The sequence below is a fragment of the Pseudoclavibacter sp. VKM Ac-2888 genome (genome assembly GCF_015351285.1).
GTDB lineage: Bacteria > Actinomycetota > Actinomycetes > Actinomycetales > Microbacteriaceae > Pseudoclavibacter.
In genome coordinates, this window is sequence record NZ_JADKSM010000001.1 from 2,789,170 (window position 1) to 2,807,312 (window position 18,143).

The window sequence follows — 18,143 nt, forward strand, 5'->3', positions numbered from 1 at the left end:
AGGAGCCACTCCCCGCATGACATCACCCGAGCTGTCGCAGCAGCGTGAGAACTTCTGCTACCGGCACCCAGACCGACAGAGCTTCGTGCTCTGTCAGCGATGCGGGCGCACCGTGTGCCCCGAATGCCAGACACTCGCGCCGGTCGGCGTGATCTGTCCAGAGTGCATCCGGGAGGCGAACGCGAAAGCCAAGGCCGCCCAGCGGCCCTCGGCTCGAACGCGGTTGCGACGGCTCGGGCAGGATCAGCGTCCGCTCGTCACCTACGCCATCATCGGCATCTCGGCGGTCCTCTGGCTGCTGCAGCAGGTGACGGGGGACTGGCTCACGGGCATCCTCGTCTACCACGGCATCTACTCTCACGCGGGTAGCGGGGCATTCGAGCCCTGGCGCATGCTGACCTCGGCGTTCGCACACTCGACCGTCTTCCACCTGGCGTTCAACATGCTGACGCTGTGGATCTTCGGTCGGGTGCTCGAGCAGGTCTACGGGCACCTGAGGTTCGCAGCGCTCTATGTCGTCAGCGCGCTCGGCGGTTCGCTCGCGATCGCCCTGGTTGCCCCGAACACCACGGTGCTCGGCGCCTCCGGTGCCGTCTTCGGACTCTTCGGCGCGTACTTCGTCGTCATGCGTCAGGCGCGGATGAACACCATGTCACTCATCGTGCTGGTCGGCATCAACGTCGTCATGGGGTTCGTGATCCCAGGTATCGCCTGGCAGGCGCACCTCGGCGGGCTGGTCACGGGAGCACTGTGCTCCTGGCTGTTCCTGTGGGAGTCGAAGTCGGCGAAGCCCTCGCAGAAGGGGCTCTGGATAGTGGCGGCACTCGGCGTCCTCATCGTCGTGGGTGCCACCGTCAGCGTCTCCCAACTGCCGCTGGCGGTAGCTGGCTAGCTCCCCGTCTCCGTCGCAGAACGAGAGAAGCCGCGCATCCGGTCGGATGCGCGGCTTCTCTGTGTTGTGTGAAAGTTATCCACAGGGTTATGCACACCTGGGGATGAATTACACAGCTGTCATTCGAGGCCCTGTGGATAACTCGTGGAGTCTGCTATCGCCAGTTCGTCGTCATGATGAAGCCGATGAACGCGATGCCGAAGCCCACGAGGATGTTCCACGAGCCGAGCTCGGCAATCGGGAGAGCGCCGCTCGTCAGGTAGAAAACGATGATCCAGAGGAAGCCGAGCAGCAGGAAGCCGAACATGAGCGGCTTGAACCAGACCGGGTTCGGGTTGCGCTCGTCGCTGTCGCTCACCCCGGAGCTGCGCTTCTGCCGACGCTGCTTCTCCGTCGCCGCGAGAGCGGCCGCAGCTGCGGACGCTTCCGAGGAACGGTGCTTCTTCGTACCGGCCGGAGTCTTCTTCTCCGGCTCGTCGGACTTGGAGTCGCTGGACTTCTCACGAGACATGCGGGCCATCCTATCTATGATTGCTCCTATGCCATCTGCTGAACGGCCCGGACGAGACGACGGGACGACTTCGATCGAGTCTCTCCTCGCGGCCGACGACGGCTACGAGACCAGGTCGGAGCGACGCCTGCGAGAGCAGCGGGCCGCATCCCAGCAGCACAAGAACCCCTCGAAGCCCACCGGCTCGAAGCCGAGGCGGCGGCTCAGCATCATCGGCGTCTCGGGTGAAGTGCTCATGACCCTCGGGGTCGTCGTCCTGCTCTTCGTCGGGTGGAAGTACTGGCTCAACGACCTCATCGTCGGCGATGAGCAGAACCAGGCCGGGCAGGAACTCAGCCAGGTGCTCGCGGATGGCGGTGAAGAAACGACGACCGTGACCACAACAGATCCGGCGATCGGCATCCCCATCTCCTCGGCGCCGACGGTCACGAACGAGCGCTTCGCGATCCTCTACGTTCCCACCTGGGGGGCCGACTACGCCCGTCCCATCGCACAGGGCATCGAACAGCACGAGGTTCTCGACAACAACATCGGCCACTACCCCGACTCGCAGATGCCCGGTGAGGTCGGCAACTTCGCCATTGCTGGCCACCGTCTTGCCTACGGGGCTTCGATGCAGAAGATCCACGAGCTGCAGCTCGGCGACGAACTCGTCGTGGAGACCGCGGACGGCTGGTACACGTACTCCTACCGTTCCGGCGAGTACGTCGCCCCCACACAGGTCGACGTCCTCGGCTCGGTGCCTCGCTACCCGGAGCAGACTGGCACCGACCGGCTCATGATGATCATGAGCTGCAACCCGTTCTGGTCGACGGCAGAGCGAATCATCGGCTACGCGGTGTTCGACAGCTTCACGCCGCGGGCCGACGGCCCGCCGGCGTCGATCGCCGCGTCCGTCGCCACGCAAGGGGGTCTCTGATGTACGGCGCGCTCTGGCGTGTGCTCCCCGGGCCCTGGCCCGTCAAGCTCCTGATCACGCTCGTCGTGATCGCAGCCGTCCTGTACGGCCTGGTCTTCTACGCGTTCCCGTGGGCGGATGCACTGCTCACGCCCCAGAACGACGTCACCGTCGGCCTCGGAGTCGGCGGCTCCGCGGCCGCACTGCGCTTCTGACGGCGACGGCTCCTCCCGGTCATCGGGAAGGAGCCGGAGCGCGTTGCGCGGGCGCCGCGACCGTGGCCGCGGGTCGTCGTGCGGCCCTAGTTCTCCGTTGAGGAGGAGGGGCCTGCGCTCGAGGTGGGTTCGGGTGCTGGCGCGGTCGTCTCCGGCGGGGCCGGCACGGACGTGCAGTAGGTGACCTCGACCTGGGAGTGCTGGGCGACTGGTCCTGGTGGAACCGACATGTTCACGATCGGGTCGCCGTCGACCGCGAGGCATCCAGGGTCCTGCTTCACGACTGCGAGGAGTCCGAGTTCTCGGAGCGTGGCGGTCGCGGACTCGAGGGGCTGACCGATGAGGTCAGGCAGCGCCACGTTGCCCGTGGAGGTCACGAGGTTGATGCTGGAGCCCGCGGCGACGCTGGAGCCACCCGCAGGGTCGCTGCGGACGATCGTGCCGGCAGTGACCGTCGGAGAGTCCTCTGACGTGATCTGGCCGACGCTCAAGCCCGCACCCTGGAGAGCGACAGTCGCCTGCTCCACGGTCATGCCGTTGATGTCGGGCATCGTGACCGCGGACGGGCCGGTGGAGACCAGGACGGTGATCTCCTGGCCGGGAGACACGCTCAGTCCTGAGCCCGGGGTGGTGCTGATGACCTGGTTCTCCGGAACCTCATCGCTCGTCTGCGCCGCACGCACGGGCGTCAAGCCCGCGTCTTCGAGCGTTGTGCGAGCCGCATCCCATTGCTCGCCCACGACGTCCGGCACATCGACGCTCGTTGCGGGCAGCTGACCGACGTCGGGGAGGGAGGAGACCCAGATGCTGACGGCCACGATGACGACCACGAGGAGCGCCGCGGCGCCCCAGATCCACATCGCGGGGGGACGCCGCTGCACCTGAGGTGCGCGGTCATCGGTCTCGGAGAGCGAGTTGAAGGCAGACTCCGTGGCGCTCACGCCAGAAGGGGCCGGCCCGAAGAGCTGGGTGCGGTCGTCGTCCTCGACCTTGGTGGCGAACGCCGGCATGATGCCCTGCGCTGCGAGGTCGAGGTCGCGACGGAACTCCGAAGCCGACTGGTAGCGGTCCTCGCGGTTCTTCGCGAGGGAGCGCTTGACGACCGCGTTCATCGCCTTCGAGACCTTCGGGTTGATCTCGTTGGCATCGATGGGGCGCTCGGTGACGTGCTGGTAGGCGACGGCAACGGCTGAATCACCCTGGAACGGGACCTTGCCGGTGAGCATCTCGTAGAGGACGATGCCCGCGGAGTAGAGGTCGCTTCGCCCGTCGACGTTCTCGCCCTTGGCCTGCTCGGGGGAGAAGTAGGAGGCGGTGCCGAGGATCGCCGTCGTCTGGGCGATCGTGCCCGCCGTGTCGGAGATGGCTCTGGCGATGCCGAAGTCCATGACCTTGACCGTGTCCTCCGGCGTGATCATGATGTTGCCCGGCTTGATGTCGCGGTGCACGACGCCGGCACGGTGCGAGTACTCGAGCGCCGTCAGGATGCCCGTCATGTACTCGTGGATCTGCGTGTCGGCGAGCGGGGCACCGGCCATGACGTCGCGGAGCTGCTGCCCCTCGATGTACTCCATGACGATGTAGGGCACGACGAGCTCATGCCCATCGGCGCGCACGAACGTGTCCTCACCCGCGTCGAAGACGCGGACGATCGTCGGGTGCGTCATCCGTGCAGCGGCCTGGGCTTCCTGTCGGAAGCGCGACCGGAAGTCGGGCTCGCCAGAGAGCTGTGTGTTGAGAAGCTTGACGGCGACACGGCGGCCAAGACGCTCGTCGGTCCCGAGGTAGACCTCAGCCATACCTCCACGACCAATACGCCGGCCGATGTCGTATCGGCCAGCGAGCGTGCGTTCGCCCTGCATCACGGAAGCAAGCTCCTCTCCCCTTGGCAGTGTTCGCCAAGCTCAAGCCTCGTTAGTCTGCCGATCTTATCTCGACGCGAATGAGTGATCGGTGCCATCGAAGCTGTGAACCGCGCATTCCATGTGGATGCATGGAGTTGAGCGAATTCGTTGCTTTCCGGAGCCGCCCGCCGGGCCTCCGAGATCAGCCTCCCGTGCCGTTCGTCGGGGGAGTGGAACTGGTCGGCGTCGGCTGGGGGACGGTCGCCGAACCGGTCGGCGAGTCGGCACTCGTGTTGCCCGAGCCGCAGGTGGCGCTGTACGAGGCCTCGACGATCGTCGAACCCTCTTCGACGTTGACGTTCACCGAGGTTCCCGTGACGCTGCCCGGTGATTCGGCGCCGGACACGTTCACGTTGTACGCGGAGAGGCTCTGTCCTGGAGGGCACTGGAACGACGGCCAGCTGATGGTGGCCTGCGTGCCGGCCGCGTTGACGGTGACGGTCGGTGCCGTCGTCGGGGTGTTCGGCGTCTCCACGTTCGCGTAGACCGTGAGCGTCACGGTGGAACCGAGGTCGACGGTCCCGGTGGGGCTCACCGCCGTGACCGTGTTGACGTCTTCCTGGTTCGTCGCGACAGGGCCCTCGGCTCGCGCCGGCGTCAGCCCGAGCTCGGAGATGCGGTTCGCTGCCGTGTCGTAGTCGAGGCCGAGGAAGTCGGCCTGCGCGATCGACACGGTGGTCGGCGTGCTCACGCTTGGGGTCGGCTCCTGCGACGGAGTCTCGGCCGGCGTGGTCTGGGTGATCGAGGGCGGCGGTGTCGTCGCCCCATCGGCGTCGGTGTTGTTGGTCACCAGCGCGAACGCGAACCAGGCCAGGGCCGCAGCGAACAGGATGATCGCCCCGATGAGCACCCACAGCCAGGCAGCCGGCTTCTTGCGCTCCTCGTCGGCTGGCGAGACGAGCGAGGTCGACTCCTCTTCCGAGCCTTCGACGGGGGGTCCGCCGATGAGCGTGTCGAAGTCGTCCTTCATGACCTCGGTCGTGCCGGCGGCCGTGCCGAGCACGGTGGTGCGCGCACCCTCGTCCATGATGGCGGTGCGATCGAGCGGAGCGGTGGCGTCACCGACCTCGTCGGCGGACGTCAGCCCCAGGACCGCGGGGACCGCCTGCGCTGCACGCGTGACGTTGCCGTCGCGGAGCGCGCGCGCAGCGCGCGCGAAGACCTCCGCCGAGACCGGCCGGTCTTCCGGCTTCTTCGCGATGGCAGCGAGCACGAGGTTGCGAACCGGCTCTGGCACCGTCACGGGAAGCGCCGGGGGTTCGTCGTTGATGTGCGCCATGGCGATCGCGACCTGCGATTCGCCGGTGAATGGTCGCCTGCCGGCGAGCGCCTCGTAGGCGACGATGCCAAGCGAGTAAATGTCGGTGGACGGGTTCGCGGCGTGGCCGGAGGCCTGCTCGGGCGAGAGGTACTGGACGGTGCCCATGACCTGGCCCGTCGCCGTGAGCGGCACCTGGTCGGCGATCCGAGCGATGCCGAAGTCGGTGATCTTCACGCGACGGTCCGGCGTGATGAGCAGGTTGCCTGGCTTGATGTCGCGGTGCACGAGACCCGCCTTGTGAGCGGCGTGCAGGGCGAGCGCCGTCTGCGACACGATGTCCATGACCTGGTCGGGCGGCAGCACCCGCTCGCGCTCGAGCACGGTCGACAGCGCCTCGCCCGGTACGAGCTCCATGACGAGGTAGGCGGAGCCGTTCTCCTCGCCGTAGTCGTACACGTTGGCGATGCCCTCGTGGTTCACGAGTGCGGCGTGCCTCGCCTCAGCGCGGAAGCGCTCGAGGAAGCCAGGGTCGCCCATGTACTCGTCTTTGAGGATCTTGATGGCAACGGTGCGCCCGATCACCTGATCGGTCGCCTCCCAGACCTCGCCCATGCCGCCGATGGCAATGCGCGAGCTCAGCTTGTATCGGTCTCCGAACGAAACACCTGCAGCTGGTCTCATCTGCTCAGCACCGCCTTCATCACTTGCTGCCCAATCGTCGCCGCCAGGCCGTTTCCGGTCCCAGACTGTCCCATTCCGCCACCGTCTTCGAGCACTACCGCGACCGCGATCTGCGTATCGCCCGATTCGGCGAATCCTGTGAACCACAGCGAGTACGGCTCACCCTGGCCGTTCTCCGCGGTCCCTGTCTTGCCAGCCACGTTGATCCCGTCAATTCTTGCATTACTGGCAACGCCCGAGTTCACGCTGCCCTCCATCATCGACTGGAGTGACGCCGCAGTCTCCTCGCTGATGGCCCTGCCGTAGCTCGAGATCTCCGGCCCCTGGATCTCCTGGAACGTCGGAGTCTGGATGCTCTCGACAAGCGACGGGTTCATGACCTCGCCGCCGTTGGCGATGGCCGCCGAGATCATCGCGAACTGGAGTGGCGTCGCCCGCACGTCGAACTGGCCGAAGCCCGTCAGGGCGAGCTGCGCGTCGTCGTCGAGCGCCGTCGGGTAGCTGCTCGCGCTCGCCGTCATCGGGATCTCGAATTCGTGGTTGAAGCCGAACGCCTCGGCCATAGCGCGTACCTTGTCGGCACCGAGGTCCATGGCGAGCTGCGCGAACGGCACATTGCACGACTGCTCGATGGCGATACGGAGGTTCGTCGTGTCGCCGCTTCCGCACTTCGCGCCGGCGGACGGGTTGTTCACCGAGACGTTGGTGCCCGGGAGCGTGAGCGTCGCCGGGTTCGGGAGCGGGGACTCGGCCGTCGCGAGCCCGTTCTCCAGTGCCGCGGCGGCGACGACCAGCTTGAACACCGAGCCGGGCGGGTTCATGTCACCGCCGATCGCGCGGTTGCTGAGCGGATCGTTCGGGTCGGCCAGGAGCGCGTTGTACGACTCGAGCACGCTCGTCTGATCGTGGCTCGCCAGCAGCGCCGGGTCGTAGGTCGGCGTCGAGTACATGGCCAGGATCGCGCCCGTCGCCGGGTTGATCGCCACAGCCGCACCCTTGTACTCGCCGAGAGCATCCGCCGCCGTCTGCTGGGCGACGGGGTCGATCGTCGTCTCGACGAATGCGCCAGCAGGATCCTGGCCCGTGAAGAGACGCTCGAGGCCCTGGAAGAACTGCGTGTCGCTGTTGCCCGAGAGCTCGGGATTCAGGGCGCCCTCGAGGCCCGTGGATGCCCCGTCGACCGAGTAGTACCCGGTCACGGCGGCGTAGAGGGGGCCGTTCTCGTACTGTCGCTCGTACTTGTAGGCAGTGTCGACGGGCGTCGAAGATGCGATCGGCGTCCCGTTGACGAGGATCGGCCCACGCTGGATCTCGAAGCTCTCCTCACGGGTCCGGCTGTTGCGCGGGTCGTCCCGGAGCGACTCGGCCTGGAAGACCTGGATGCTCGTCGACGCCACGAACAGCGACATGAACATGATCATGACGAGGACGCCAACGAGGCGGATGTTCTTGCTCATTCGTCGATCGCCTCCGTCGGCACGTTACGCACGGTGTCGCTCAGTCTGAGAAGGATCGCGACGATGATCCAGTTGGCGAGCAGGCTCGAGCCACCTGCAGCCATGAAGGGCATCGTGAGGCCCGTCAGGGGGATGACGCGCATGACGCCACCGGCCACGACGAAGACCTGCACGGCGATCGTGAACGCGAGGCCTGTCGCGAGGAGCCGCCCGAAGTCGTCGACCCCCTGCTGCCCGATGCGGAAGCCGCGCGCCACGAAGATCACGAAGAGGAGCAGCACGACGAAGATGCCGGCCATGCCGAGCTCCTCGCCGATGGCCGCGATGATGAAGTCGCTCGACGCGAGGGGGGTCGTGCCTGGGCTGCCCGAGCCGAGGCCCTTGCCGATGAGACCGCCAGCCGCGAGGCCGAAGAGTCCCGTCACGAGCTGCCCGCTGCCGCCGTCGGCGAAGTACATCTCGTCCTCGAACGGGTCGAGCCAGGCGTGGACGCGGAACTCGACGTAGCTCAGCGACGTCGCCGCGATGATTGCGCCGCCGACGAACAGGCCGAGGCCGATGAGCACCCACGAGAGGCGCCCCGTCGAGACGAAGACCATGACCAGGAACAGTCCGAAGTACAGGAGGGAGGTTCCCAGGTCGCGCTGGAAGACCAAGACCCCCATGCACACGGCCCACACGACGAGGATCGGTCCCAGGTCCCTGATGCGCGGGAAGCGCATCCACAGGAACTTCTTGCCGACGACGGAGAGCGAGTCGCGCGCGGTCACGAGGTAGCCCGCGAAGAAGATGGCGAGCGCGATCTTCGCGATCTCACCGGGCTGGAACGAGAAGCCCGCGACGCTGATCCACACGCGCGCGGCGACGTCGGTGCGCCCGAGGCCCGGGATGAGCGGCAGCAGCAGGAGGACGATGGCGATGGCCATGAACACGTACGTGTAGCGCTGCAGCACTCGGTGGTTCTTGAGCAGGATGAGCACCACGATGGCGACGCCGACGGCGAGCATCGTGAGCACGATCTGCTGCGTCGAAGCAGTCCAGAACACACCGTCGTTATCGGAATTGCCGATGTCGATGCGGTAGATCATCGCGATGCCGAGGCCGTTGAGCACCGCCGCGATGGGCAGGATGAACGGGTCGGCGCCCGGCGCGCGGAAGCGCAGCACGATGTTCACGCCGAGGGTCAGCGCGCCGATGATGGCCGACAGGGTGACGACGTTGAAGTCGAAGGTGCCGCGCACACCGAGCTGCACGAGCAGCAGCGCGGAGAAGTTGATGATGAACGCGAAGACCAGCAGGCCGAGCTCCATGTTGCGGAGCCCCTGACCGGTCTTCCTCGGGGCGCCTGGTACGACTGGCGCCTCTTCGCGTTGCTTACTCAGGAATGGCATCTCGGAGCCGTTCCACGATCTCGTCGGCGGCCTCGCGGTCGCCGGCGCTGATCGTCTTGTCGACCTGCGATTGCTGGTACTCAGGCAGGCTCGAGATCTTGATGTCGGTCGTCTCGGTGAGCTCGTGCAGGGTGATCGGTCCGATGCCCTGCTGCACGCCCTGGTAGACGGCGACGTAGCCGACGCTCTCACCGACGTAGTACTGCTGCTGCGTCCAGTTGTAGGCGAGGAGCCCAGCACCGGCGACCGCCGCGAGGAAGACGATGGATGCCGCGAGCCACGAGACCTGCCGGAGTCGCTTCCGTCGCTTGTCCTCCGCGATGAGCTCCTGCAGCGCCTCGTCGCTGAACGGCACGAACTCCTCGTCCTGCGGGCGAGGAGCTGGCCGCCGTAGGGGGTGCAGGATGGACGGGATGATCTGGTTGCTGCGCTTCTGCAGGTTCGCCGAGTAGCGCAGGGGGTTCGCGGCCGACCCCACGACTCGCGTCTTCATCGGCTCGAGCGGCTCGGGGCCGATCTCGAGCATCACCACGGTCACGTTGTCCGGTGCGCCGTTGTCGAGCGCGAGCTGCACGAGGTCATCGCTGATCTCGCGGCTCGACTCGTCCATGCGGGCCAGGGTGCGCTCGATCTGCGACTCGTCGACGTAGCTCGAGAGGCCGTCCGAGCAGAGCAGCCAGCGGTCGCCCTCCTGGATATCGAAGACCTCCGTGTCGACGTCGGGCCTGGTCTCGACGTCGCCGAGCACGCGCATGAGCACCGAGCGCCTCGGGTGCGTGAGCGCTTCCTCAGCTGTGATGCGGCCCGCATCCACGAGCCGCTGCACGAACGTGTGGTCGACGGTCATCTGCACGAGGGATCCCTCGCGGAAGCGGTACACCCGCGAGTCGCCGATGTGCGCGAGCACGAGGGACTGGCCGACGAGGCTGAGGGCGCTCACCGTGGTTCCCATGCCGCGGAGCTCGCTGTGCTCCTCGACGGCACCCGCGATGAGGGCGTTCGCGTCGAGGAGCATCTCCGTCATGGCCTGCTCGGCATCATCGGTGCTCGAGTACTGCTCGTCGTTCTCCGCGAAGTGCTTGACCGCGATCGCGCTCGCCACGTCACCGCCGGCGTGCCCGCCCATGCCATCCGCGACGACGAACAGGTTGGTGCCGACGAAGCCGGAGTCCTGGTTGTTGCTTCTGACCTTGCCGACGTGGGAGACGGCGCCGGCGCGCGCGATGACCAGCATGCCTATCGCAGCTCGAACGTCGTCGTCCCGATGCGGACAGGCGTGCCGACCGGTACGTGGGTCGGCTGGGAGACGCGCTTGCCGTTGACGTAGGTGCCGTTCGTCGAGTCGAGGTCCTGCACCATCCACGCATCGTTCCAGAGCAGCAGGCGCGCGTGGTGCGTGGAGCTGTAGTCGTCCTGGATGACGAGGTCGGAGTCGCCGGATCGGCCGATCGAGAGCGGTTCGCTGCGCAGCGACAGCTCCGTGCCGCGCTTCGGGCCGGAGGTGATGACCAGCTTGCTCGGCCGCTCGGAGCGCGCAGCCGGACTGGGCACGGGGGTCGGCGGCCGGTGGCTGCCGGGACCAGCATCGCCCGAGTCGGAGGAGCGGACGGGAGCAGCAGGCGTGGGGGCCGGTGCCGCCGCCGGTGCCGCGTCGTTGTCGGCCGAGGCGAACACCTGCTGGCGCGACTTCTCCATGGCCTGCTTGTAGGCGGAGGACCGGGTGCCGAAGAGGTCGCTGCGAAGCGAGTAGATGACGGAGAACACGAAGATCCACAGCGCGGCCAGGAAGGCGAGGCGCAAGACGAGGAGAGTCAGCTCACTGGTCACGTGAGGCCTCCCTGTCGCGGGAGGTACCCGGTGTCGTCGCTCGGGTCGGCCTGGGGGATCACCCGGAACACAATACGGTGACGACCGATCTGAATCGTCGAATCGGGCTCGAGACCCGCCTGGGAGATCGAACGGCCGTTGACCTTCGTGCCGTTCGTCGAGCCGAGATCGCGGATTCCCGCACGCTTCCCGTCCCACACGACTTCGGCGTGCTTTCGCGAGGCGCCGGTGTCCGCGATCGTGATGTCGGCTTCGGAGCCGCGCCCGATGACCGTCGATCCGACGCCCACGTGGATGCGCTCGCCATCGACGTCCAGGATGGGAGCCCAGGCGACCTGGCCCTGCACGCTGCGCGAGTCGACCTCGATGCGCCCCTCGGAGAGCGAGTCGTTCTCCAGGAACTTGATGCTGAGGCCGCCCGAGAACTGGTAGCCCTGCTTGGCGGCGTGCTGCTCGACGACGCGCATGAGCTCGTCCTGGATGCCAGCGATCTGCGAGATGCGCGTGTAGTCGACCTGCGACATCTGCACGTTGAAGCGATTCGGGACCAGCACGCGGTCGCGTGTGACGATCGACGCCCTGGTGTCCATCTCGCGTTTCAGCGCGGCGCTGATCTCGACGGGCTGGAGCCCAGAGCGGAAGGTCTTCGCGAACGCACCATTGAAGAGACGCTCGAGCCCACGCTCAAATCTGTCGAGGATTCCCACATGTCTCCTGGTTCTCGAGGGCACGCAACAGCCCGCACCGGGTGGCGCGAATCTGTTTCATGCTAACGGCACTGGGCTGGATGTCCGACTTCTTTGCCTTGGCTATGGGCTTCCGGTGCCCCGCCTGGGCGCTTCCCGGAGGGCGTTCTCGGGTCTGAAACGCGTGCATCCGCGCCTCGGTTTCGCACTCTGCGACAGTGTCTGGTAATCTCTCGGAGGTTGGCGCGAGTGGCGGAATTGGCAGACGCGCACGGTTCAGGTCCGTGTGCCTTCGGGTGTGGGGGTTCAAGTCCCCCCTCGCGCACCAGGGTCCCAGAGCAAGAGCACTGGGAATGCGAAACCCCCGGAACTTCGGTTCCGGGGGTTTCGTCGTCCCGGCGCGAACCCACACCGGTGGACTTATGTCGAGCTTCAGGACTTGCTAAGATGGCCGATCTGTCGAGCGTCGCCGCTCGGGTAGGTCGAGGCGGCGACGTCCTCGGTCCGAGGCTTGAAACCTCCAGCACTCGCTTTCTGAGAACCTGGAGGGTTTTCTTGTCTTCTGACGCGTCTTCCGTCGAGCGCGCATCTGCGCCACGCACCATCTCCAAGTGGTGGGCACTCGCCGTGCTCGCCCTCACCCAGCTCGTCGTCGTGCTCGACGGCACGATCGTCACGATCGCACTGCCGCAGGCGCAGATCGACCTCGGCCTCACCGACGTGCAGCGGCAGTGGGTCGTCACCGCGTACGCCCTCGTCTTCGGAGCGCTCCTCCTGCTCGGCGGTCGTATCGCCGACTACTGGGGACGCAAGCGCGCCTTCCTCGTCGGCATGATCGGCTTCGGGGTCGCCTCGGTCTACGGCGGCTTCGCCCAGAGCGCCTTCGACCTCATCCTCGCCCGCGGACTCCAGGGGCTCTTCGCAGCGCTCCTCGCCCCAGCCGCCCTCGCGCTGCTCACCGTCAGCTTCCCCTCCGGCAAGGAGCGCACCACCGCGTTCGCCGTCTTCGGCGCCATCGGCGGAAGCGGGGCCGCAGTCGGCCTGGTGCTCGGCGGAGCGCTCACCGAGTTCGCCAGCTGGCGCTGGTGCCTGCTCGTCAACGTCTTCTTCGTCATCGCCGGTGTCATCGGCGCGCTCATCGTCCTGAAGGAGAGCAAGGCAGAGGGCGACAACACCTACGACCTCTGGGGCACCGTCACGGTGTCGCTCGGGCTCGGCTCGCTCGTCTACGGGTTCAGCCTCGCCGAGGAGGGCTGGGGATCCCTCGGGACCATCGGCTTCCTCGCGCTCGGCGTTGCACTCCTCGCCGCGTTCGTGTGGATCGAGACCCGCGTCGCCCAGCCCCTGCTCCCGCTGCGGGTCGTGCTCGACCGGGTGCGCGGCGGAGCGTTCCTCATCCAGGCCGTCATCGGCAGCGTGCTCATCGGTGCCACCATGTACCTCGCGCTGCACCTGCAGATCGTCATGGGAATGGAGCCGCTCGTCGCTGGCCTCGCGAACGTCGCGATGACCGTCGTCATCCTCGTGTGCGTCCCCGTCTGGGCGCGTCTGCTCCCCAAGTTCGGGCCACGCCCGTTCATGGTCGTCGGCCCGATCGTCGTCGCCGGCGGACTCCTGCTGCTCTCCGGTGTGACCGTCGACGGCAGCTACCTCACGCACATCCTGCCCGGACTCGTGCTGCTCGGCATCGGCCTCTCGATGATCTTCGTCCCGCTGCAGAACCTCGCGCTCACGGGCGTGGAGCCGCACGACGCTGGTGCCGCCGCGGCAACCGTGAACTCGACCATGCAGATCGGCGGGTCGATCGGCCTCTCCGTCTTCACCGTGTTCTACGCGAACGCCGTGGCTTCGGGACTGGAGGCGGGTGAGACGCAGCTGCAGGCCTTCACGAACGGCTACTCGGCGGTCTTCCTTGCCGCGGCGGGTGCCATGCTCCTCGCGGCGCTCATCGCCGGCTTCATGATCAGGGGCACCAAGGACCGCCCGCTCGTGCAGTCGGAAACAGCCGAGCAGGACTCCCTCGTCTCGATGCACTGACGCGCGCCCTGACCAACTTCAGTGCTGATCTGGTCGTTCCGGGTCGTCTCGGGCGAATCCGGGGCTTCTCTGCACTGAAGTTGGTCAGTCGTCGTCGCTAGCTGCCGTCGCTCCAGCGCTCGAGACCGTGGCCGTCGACCGATCGGCCGCCGAGCAGCACCGAGTCGTCGCCGAGGTTCACCGCGAGGAGAGCACGCTCGCCCTCGCTGCCCTCGGCGATGAACAGTGCCGCCGTGTTCGCGAGCTCTTCCGTGCGGATGCGCGCTGTCGCGAGCCAGGGATGCTGGCGCCGGAACGCGATCGCGTCTCGGTGCGCCCGCGAGTAGGCGTTCTCCGGCCACTCCCTCGGGTCGCTGGGAAACTCCGGCCTGATGGCGTCGTCTCCACCGGCCCGCTCCTCCTTCAGCGCCTCGAGCCCGCGCTCGTCGCCCGCGTACACGCTCGGGGCGCCCGAGAAGAAGAACAGCATGGCGATGGCGATGGCGTGGTTGCGCTCATCGTCGATGGCGCTCGCGATGCGCGTCACGTCGTGGTTGCCGAGGAACGTCATCGGCAGGAAGTGCTCCACGAAGTCGTTGTGTCGCTGCAGCGACCAGTCGAGCTCGAACAGGTTCTGCTCCTGCACGGACGAGCGGAGCGCCTTCCACAGCTCGTACTGCGTCACCGAGTCGAGGCCGGACTCTCGCACGTACCCCTCGTAGTCGCCGTGGATGACCTCGCCGACGAACCAGGAGTCCGGGAACCGCTCGCGCAACGGGTCGATCGTCGACCGCCAGAACAGCGGCGGGACCGCGTAGGCCGCGTCGAGGCGCCATCCGTCGACGCCCCGCTCCAGCCAGTGCGCCATGGCGACCTCGACGAGCTCGACGACCTCCGGATGCTGGTGGTTGAGCACCACAAGCGCGTCGTGGCCCTCGAACACGTCGACGGGGAGTCCGTCGACCTCGCGTGCATCCGCGCCTCTCGCGAACCGCGCGGCCGCTCCCGAGTCGGGGCCCGCCTCGACCGCCTCGCGCCACCACGGGTGCTCGCGGCCAACATGGTTGAAGACACCGTCGAGGAGCACGCGGACGCCGCGTTCACGGCAGGCGGCGATGAGCGCGTCGAAATCGGCCTCGTCGCCGAGCCGCGGGTCGATGCGGAGATGGTCGACCGTGTCGTAGCCGTGGGTCTGCGAGGCGAAGATCGGGCCGAGCAGCAAGCCATTGAGGCCGAGAGCGACAAGTTCGTCCAGCCACGCCGTGATGCGATCGAGGCGGTGCTCGACCGGGCTCGAGAGGGGAGCGCCCGCCGTATCCGCACCGACGAAGCCGAGCGGGTACACGTGCCACCAGAGTGCGGTCTGCGGCCAGGGCTGAGGAGCTGGAGTCATCGTCTCAGGCTAGTGACGCGGTCTGGGAAGCACTCCGTGAGCTCCCGCGACCCGCCCGCCTCGCCTCGGCGTGAAAGACTGCCTTGGTCCTACCCCCGACAGCACCGAGGAGTCCCCACAGATGTCGATCACCCCGCGCTCAGGCTCCTCCTACTTCCTCTCGCACGGTGCCTACGAGGCCTCGATCTCCAGCGTCGGCGCGACCCTGCGCGAGCTCACGCACAACGGCAGGCACCTCGTGCACACCTTCGACATGGATGAGGTTCGGCCCGCGTACAAGGGGGCGACGCTCGCCCCATGGCCGAACCGCATCATCGACGGTCGGTATCGCATCGAGGGGCAGGAGCTGCAGCTGCCCCTCTCCGAACCCAAGCGCGGGCACGCCCTGCACGGCCTCGCCCTCTGGCTCGACTTCACACCGGAGGATGTGCGCCCCGACCTCGTCGTGCTGACGGCCACGATCGAGCCGCAGACGGGCTACCCGTTCCGCATCGAGGTGCGCACGAGCTACGTGCTCGGCGACGACGGCCTCACCACGACGGTGGAGCTGCGGAACGTCGGAGCCGGGACCGCACCTGCCGGCGCATCCACGCACTCGTACCTGGTCGCCGGCGAGGGACAGATCGACGAATGGACCCTCGAGTCTCCCGCGCAGAAGCTCATGCACGCCCACGGCGCACGTCTGCTCCCCGGCTCGGTCGTCTCGGTCGAGGAGGTCGCGGGGGCCTTCGACTTCCGGGCCGCACGGCGCATCGGCGAGATGGAGATCGACCACGCCTTCACCGATGTCTTCGGGGAGGGCGACACCGCCACGGTGACGCTCACGACCCCCGACGGCACGGGCGTCGGCATGACCTGGAGCACGGATGCACCGTGGGTGCAGGTCTTCACGAGCGATCAGCCCGGCATCGAATGGGACCGCCAGGCCGTCGCGGTCGAGCCCATGACCTGCGCGCCCGACGCCTTCAACTCCGGCCTCGACCTCGCCTGGCTCGAGCCCGGCGAGAAGCTGGAGACGGCGCAGCGCATCTTCGCGATCTGACACTCGGGGCTCTCACGGAGGCCGTCCGCGCGCGGGCCTCTAGCGTCACGATCTCGAGCGTCACGACCTAGAGCGTCACGACCCCGATCGAGGCGATGAGCGCGTGGTCCCTCTCCAGATGGGGGAGCATCGCCGCCCCGTCCAGCGGGTGGCTCTCGCCCACCGCCACCCGAGCCTCCGGCACCCGCTCGAGCAGCGAGCGCCGGAACGCCGCGGCCACGTGCGGCGAGGAGAACACGTTGCCGATCGCCCGCACCTGGACAACCTCACGCCCGCCGGGCAGACCGACCCGCGCGAGCCCGGCCGCGACCGAGACGGCTAGCTCCGAGCCCGCCGCCGCCAGGATTCCAGCAGCGACCGCATCCGTCTCCGCTAGGTCGCCGACCGACCGAGCGAACGACGCGATGTGACGGACCTTCCCCTCGTTCGTCTGCAGCGACACGTACATGCTCGGCAGATCCGGGTGGTGTGCGAGCACGACCTCGGTGAGCGCCGTCTCCGGGCCACGGCCATCGAAGGCGCGCATCACCGAGTCCAGCGCGGCGCGACCGATCCAGTACCCGGAACCTGCGTCTCCGACGAGGTACCCCCAGCCGTCGACCTGCGCGAGGCGTTCCGCGCCGACCGCGAGCGTCACGACACCCGTGCCAGCGGCGACGACCGCACCGAGCTCGGACCCGAGGGCCCCCAGGAAGGCCGAGATCGAATCGTGCGCGATGAAGACCCTCGCGACGCCGAACTGCCCGACCAGCAGAGCGAGTTCATCCGCAACCGTCTGCGCGTGCGTCACCCCCGACACGCCACCGGACACCGTGACCCCCGCCAATCCAGAATCACGCAGCGACTGCTCCACGACGCTCGCGAGCTGGGGCGCCAACGGGAGGTCGGTGCGAATCGCGGCGAAGGAGCGAACCTCGCCAGAATCGATCTGCGAGCGGATGCCGCTCTGGCCAGCGTCGATGGCAAGAACAGGCGAGGGGGAGAACGTCGTCGTCATGCACCGAATCGTATTGCAGAGAGGCGACGGGCAGAGGTGCCCGCGTCACGAACACACCAACGGTCCTAGGGTGAACGCATGACGACACCGAGCCAGTGGAACGGACAGCACAGCCCCGACCCCCAGTCGAACGCAGCCCAGGGCGCGTCCGGCTACGGCACCCCGCCGAGCGGCACACCCGCCGCCTACGGTCCTGCTGGTCAGGCGCCGTCGGGGCAGGGATACGGTCAGGTAGCGGGTGACCCTCAGCAGCCTGGCGAGTACCAGCAGCCCGGCGGCTACGCACAGCCTGGGGGCTACGCACAGCCTGGCGGCTACGCACAGCCCGATGCCCACCAGCAGCCGGGGAGCTATGCCCAGCCTGGCGAGTACGCCCAGCCGGGTGGCTACCAGCAGCCGGGCAGCCCCCAGCAGGCCAAGGCGCCGAGTCGAACGCAGCTGGCCAGCTTCTCGAGCCTGCGCGAAGAGCTCTCTTTCTCGACGAACCGCTTCGGCATGATCTCGCTGGCGAGCGCGCTCGGAGGGTGGGCGATCAACACGTTCCTCTCCTTCGTGATGAGCATCCTGGCGCGCACTGGCGGCTACGAGATCTACGGGGTGCTGAGCCCCGCGACCGGCATCCTGCAGCTGCTGACCTCCGTTGCCGCCATCGTCTTCGGCGTCCTCGCGCTTCGATCGAGCGGATGGCGCAACATGCCAGCCGCTGTCGGCTCCGTCGTCGGCGTCATCACCCTCGTTCCCGCAGTTCTCTTCTTCCTCATCGGCCTGATCCCGTTCTCCTACTGATCAGGATCCCTGGCCGTTCTTGTAGAGGTCCGCAAGAGGACACCGCGTTTCGTCGTACTAAGCTCACACCTTGGCTGCGTGTCACGCGGCCGTACGCGGTCGAGCAGACCCGTGCATCCAGTCGATGAATGAGGCGAGAGTTCTGAACGCTCCAGCGAGCCCCCACCCCAAGTCAACCGCCGGACA

The 18,143-nt window shown here is 67.4% G+C and carries 15 protein-coding genes, 1 tRNA gene and 1 pseudogene; 7 read left to right on the top strand and 10 right to left on the bottom strand.

What is annotated here, in order from left to right; genetic code table 11:
* The first annotated feature begins 16 nt into the window (after positions 1 to 16).
* Positions 17 to 892 carry a rhomboid family intramembrane serine protease gene (locus ITJ61_RS13185; protein WP_104300362.1) on the top strand — a complete coding sequence of 292 codons (876 nt, stop codon included), beginning with the start codon at positions 17 to 19 and terminating at the stop codon, positions 890 to 892.
* Positions 893 to 1,046: 154 nt separating this feature from the next.
* Here ITJ61_RS13185 and ITJ61_RS19885 read toward each other — a convergent pair.
* Positions 1,047 to 1,280: pseudogene (locus tag ITJ61_RS19885) on the bottom strand (cell division protein CrgA); the annotation flags it as partial.
* 151 nt (positions 1,281 to 1,431) lie between these two features.
* Here ITJ61_RS19885 and ITJ61_RS13195 point away from each other — a divergent pair.
* Together ITJ61_RS13195 and ITJ61_RS13200 are read left to right on the top strand one after the other, a co-directional pair.
* Positions 1,432 to 2,322: a class E sortase gene (locus tag ITJ61_RS13195; protein WP_181063010.1), complete on the top strand. Its 891-nt coding sequence runs from the start codon at positions 1,432 to 1,434 to the stop codon at positions 2,320 to 2,322.
* Complete coding sequence (locus ITJ61_RS13200; RefSeq protein WP_104300366.1) at positions 2,322 to 2,516, top strand: hypothetical protein; 195 nt, start codon at positions 2,322 to 2,324, stop codon at positions 2,514 to 2,516. Before ITJ61_RS13195 ends, ITJ61_RS13200 begins: the two co-directional genes overlap by 1 nt.
* Before the next feature lie 86 nt (positions 2,517 to 2,602).
* Here ITJ61_RS13200 and pknB read toward each other — a convergent pair whose 3' ends face one another.
* The 7 genes from pknB to ITJ61_RS20345 all read right to left on the bottom strand — a co-directional run bounded on the left by pknB (position 2,603) and on the right by ITJ61_RS20345 (position 11,744).
* Positions 2,603 to 4,378, bottom strand: coding sequence for a Stk1 family PASTA domain-containing Ser/Thr kinase (pknB, locus tag ITJ61_RS13205; RefSeq protein ID WP_194686753.1), 1,776 nt, complete (start codon positions 4,376 to 4,378; stop codon positions 2,603 to 2,605).
* Between the two features lie 184 nt (positions 4,379 to 4,562).
* A complete protein-coding gene (locus tag ITJ61_RS13210) occupies positions 4,563 to 6,362 on the bottom strand; it encodes a protein kinase domain-containing protein (RefSeq protein ID WP_104341948.1) in 1,800 nt (599 codons plus the stop codon).
* A complete protein-coding gene (locus ITJ61_RS13215; RefSeq protein WP_104244076.1) occupies positions 6,359 to 7,819 on the bottom strand; it encodes a peptidoglycan D,D-transpeptidase FtsI family protein in 1,461 nt (486 codons plus the stop codon). Before ITJ61_RS13215 ends, ITJ61_RS13210 begins: the two co-directional genes overlap by 4 nt.
* The gene (locus tag ITJ61_RS13220; protein WP_104307581.1) at positions 7,816 to 9,210 is read right to left on the bottom strand and encodes an FtsW/RodA/SpoVE family cell cycle protein; all 1,395 of its coding nucleotides are present in this window, start codon (positions 9,208 to 9,210) and stop codon (positions 7,816 to 7,818) included. The genes ITJ61_RS13215 and ITJ61_RS13220 overlap by 4 nt, the downstream gene beginning before the upstream one ends.
* Positions 9,194 to 10,444, bottom strand: a complete 1,251-nt coding sequence (locus tag ITJ61_RS13225) for a Stp1/IreP family PP2C-type Ser/Thr phosphatase (RefSeq protein WP_181058074.1) — start codon at positions 10,442 to 10,444, stop codon at positions 9,194 to 9,196. The genes ITJ61_RS13220 and ITJ61_RS13225 overlap by 17 nt, the downstream gene beginning before the upstream one ends.
* A 2-nt stretch (positions 10,445 to 10,446) precedes the next feature.
* Positions 10,447 to 11,037, bottom strand: a complete 591-nt coding sequence (locus ITJ61_RS13230; protein WP_104300370.1) for an FHA domain-containing protein — start codon at positions 11,035 to 11,037, stop codon at positions 10,447 to 10,449.
* Positions 11,034 to 11,744, bottom strand: coding sequence for an FhaA domain-containing protein (locus tag ITJ61_RS20345; protein WP_104244082.1), 711 nt, complete (start codon positions 11,742 to 11,744; stop codon positions 11,034 to 11,036). The genes ITJ61_RS13230 and ITJ61_RS20345 overlap by 4 nt, the downstream gene beginning before the upstream one ends.
* Positions 11,745 to 11,966: 222 nt before the next feature.
* On the opposite strand from ITJ61_RS20345, the gene ITJ61_RS13240 reads away from it, so the two are divergent.
* Positions 11,967 to 12,051, top strand: a tRNA-Leu gene (locus ITJ61_RS13240).
* Between the two features lie 227 nt (positions 12,052 to 12,278).
* The gene (locus ITJ61_RS13245; RefSeq protein ID WP_228496671.1) at positions 12,279 to 13,760 is read left to right on the top strand and encodes an MFS transporter; all 1,482 of its coding nucleotides are present in this window, start codon (positions 12,279 to 12,281) and stop codon (positions 13,758 to 13,760) included.
* A gap of 97 nt (positions 13,761 to 13,857) precedes the next feature.
* On the opposite strand, the gene ITJ61_RS13250 is transcribed toward ITJ61_RS13245, so the two are convergent.
* A complete protein-coding gene (locus ITJ61_RS13250) occupies positions 13,858 to 15,132 on the bottom strand; it encodes an alpha-amylase family glycosyl hydrolase (RefSeq protein WP_104341946.1) in 1,275 nt (424 codons plus the stop codon).
* Positions 15,133 to 15,253: 121 nt separating this feature from the next.
* On the opposite strand from ITJ61_RS13250, the gene ITJ61_RS13255 reads away from it, so the two are divergent.
* Positions 15,254 to 16,174 (top strand): aldose 1-epimerase family protein, encoded by a 921-nt coding sequence (locus ITJ61_RS13255; RefSeq protein WP_194686420.1) that lies wholly within the window; start codon positions 15,254 to 15,256, stop codon positions 16,172 to 16,174.
* 67 nt (positions 16,175 to 16,241) lie between these two features.
* Here the strand turns inward: ITJ61_RS13255 and ITJ61_RS13260 are convergent, their stop codons facing one another.
* Positions 16,242 to 17,171 (bottom strand): N-acetylglucosamine kinase, encoded by a 930-nt coding sequence (locus ITJ61_RS13260; RefSeq protein ID WP_194686421.1) that lies wholly within the window; start codon positions 17,169 to 17,171, stop codon positions 16,242 to 16,244.
* A 78-nt stretch (positions 17,172 to 17,249) separates the two neighbouring features.
* Between ITJ61_RS13260 and ITJ61_RS13265 the strand changes: the two genes are divergently transcribed.
* The gene (locus tag ITJ61_RS13265; protein ID WP_104341944.1) at positions 17,250 to 17,957 is read left to right on the top strand and encodes a hypothetical protein; all 708 of its coding nucleotides are present in this window, start codon (positions 17,250 to 17,252) and stop codon (positions 17,955 to 17,957) included.
* Positions 17,958 to 18,143 lie beyond the last annotated feature (186 nt).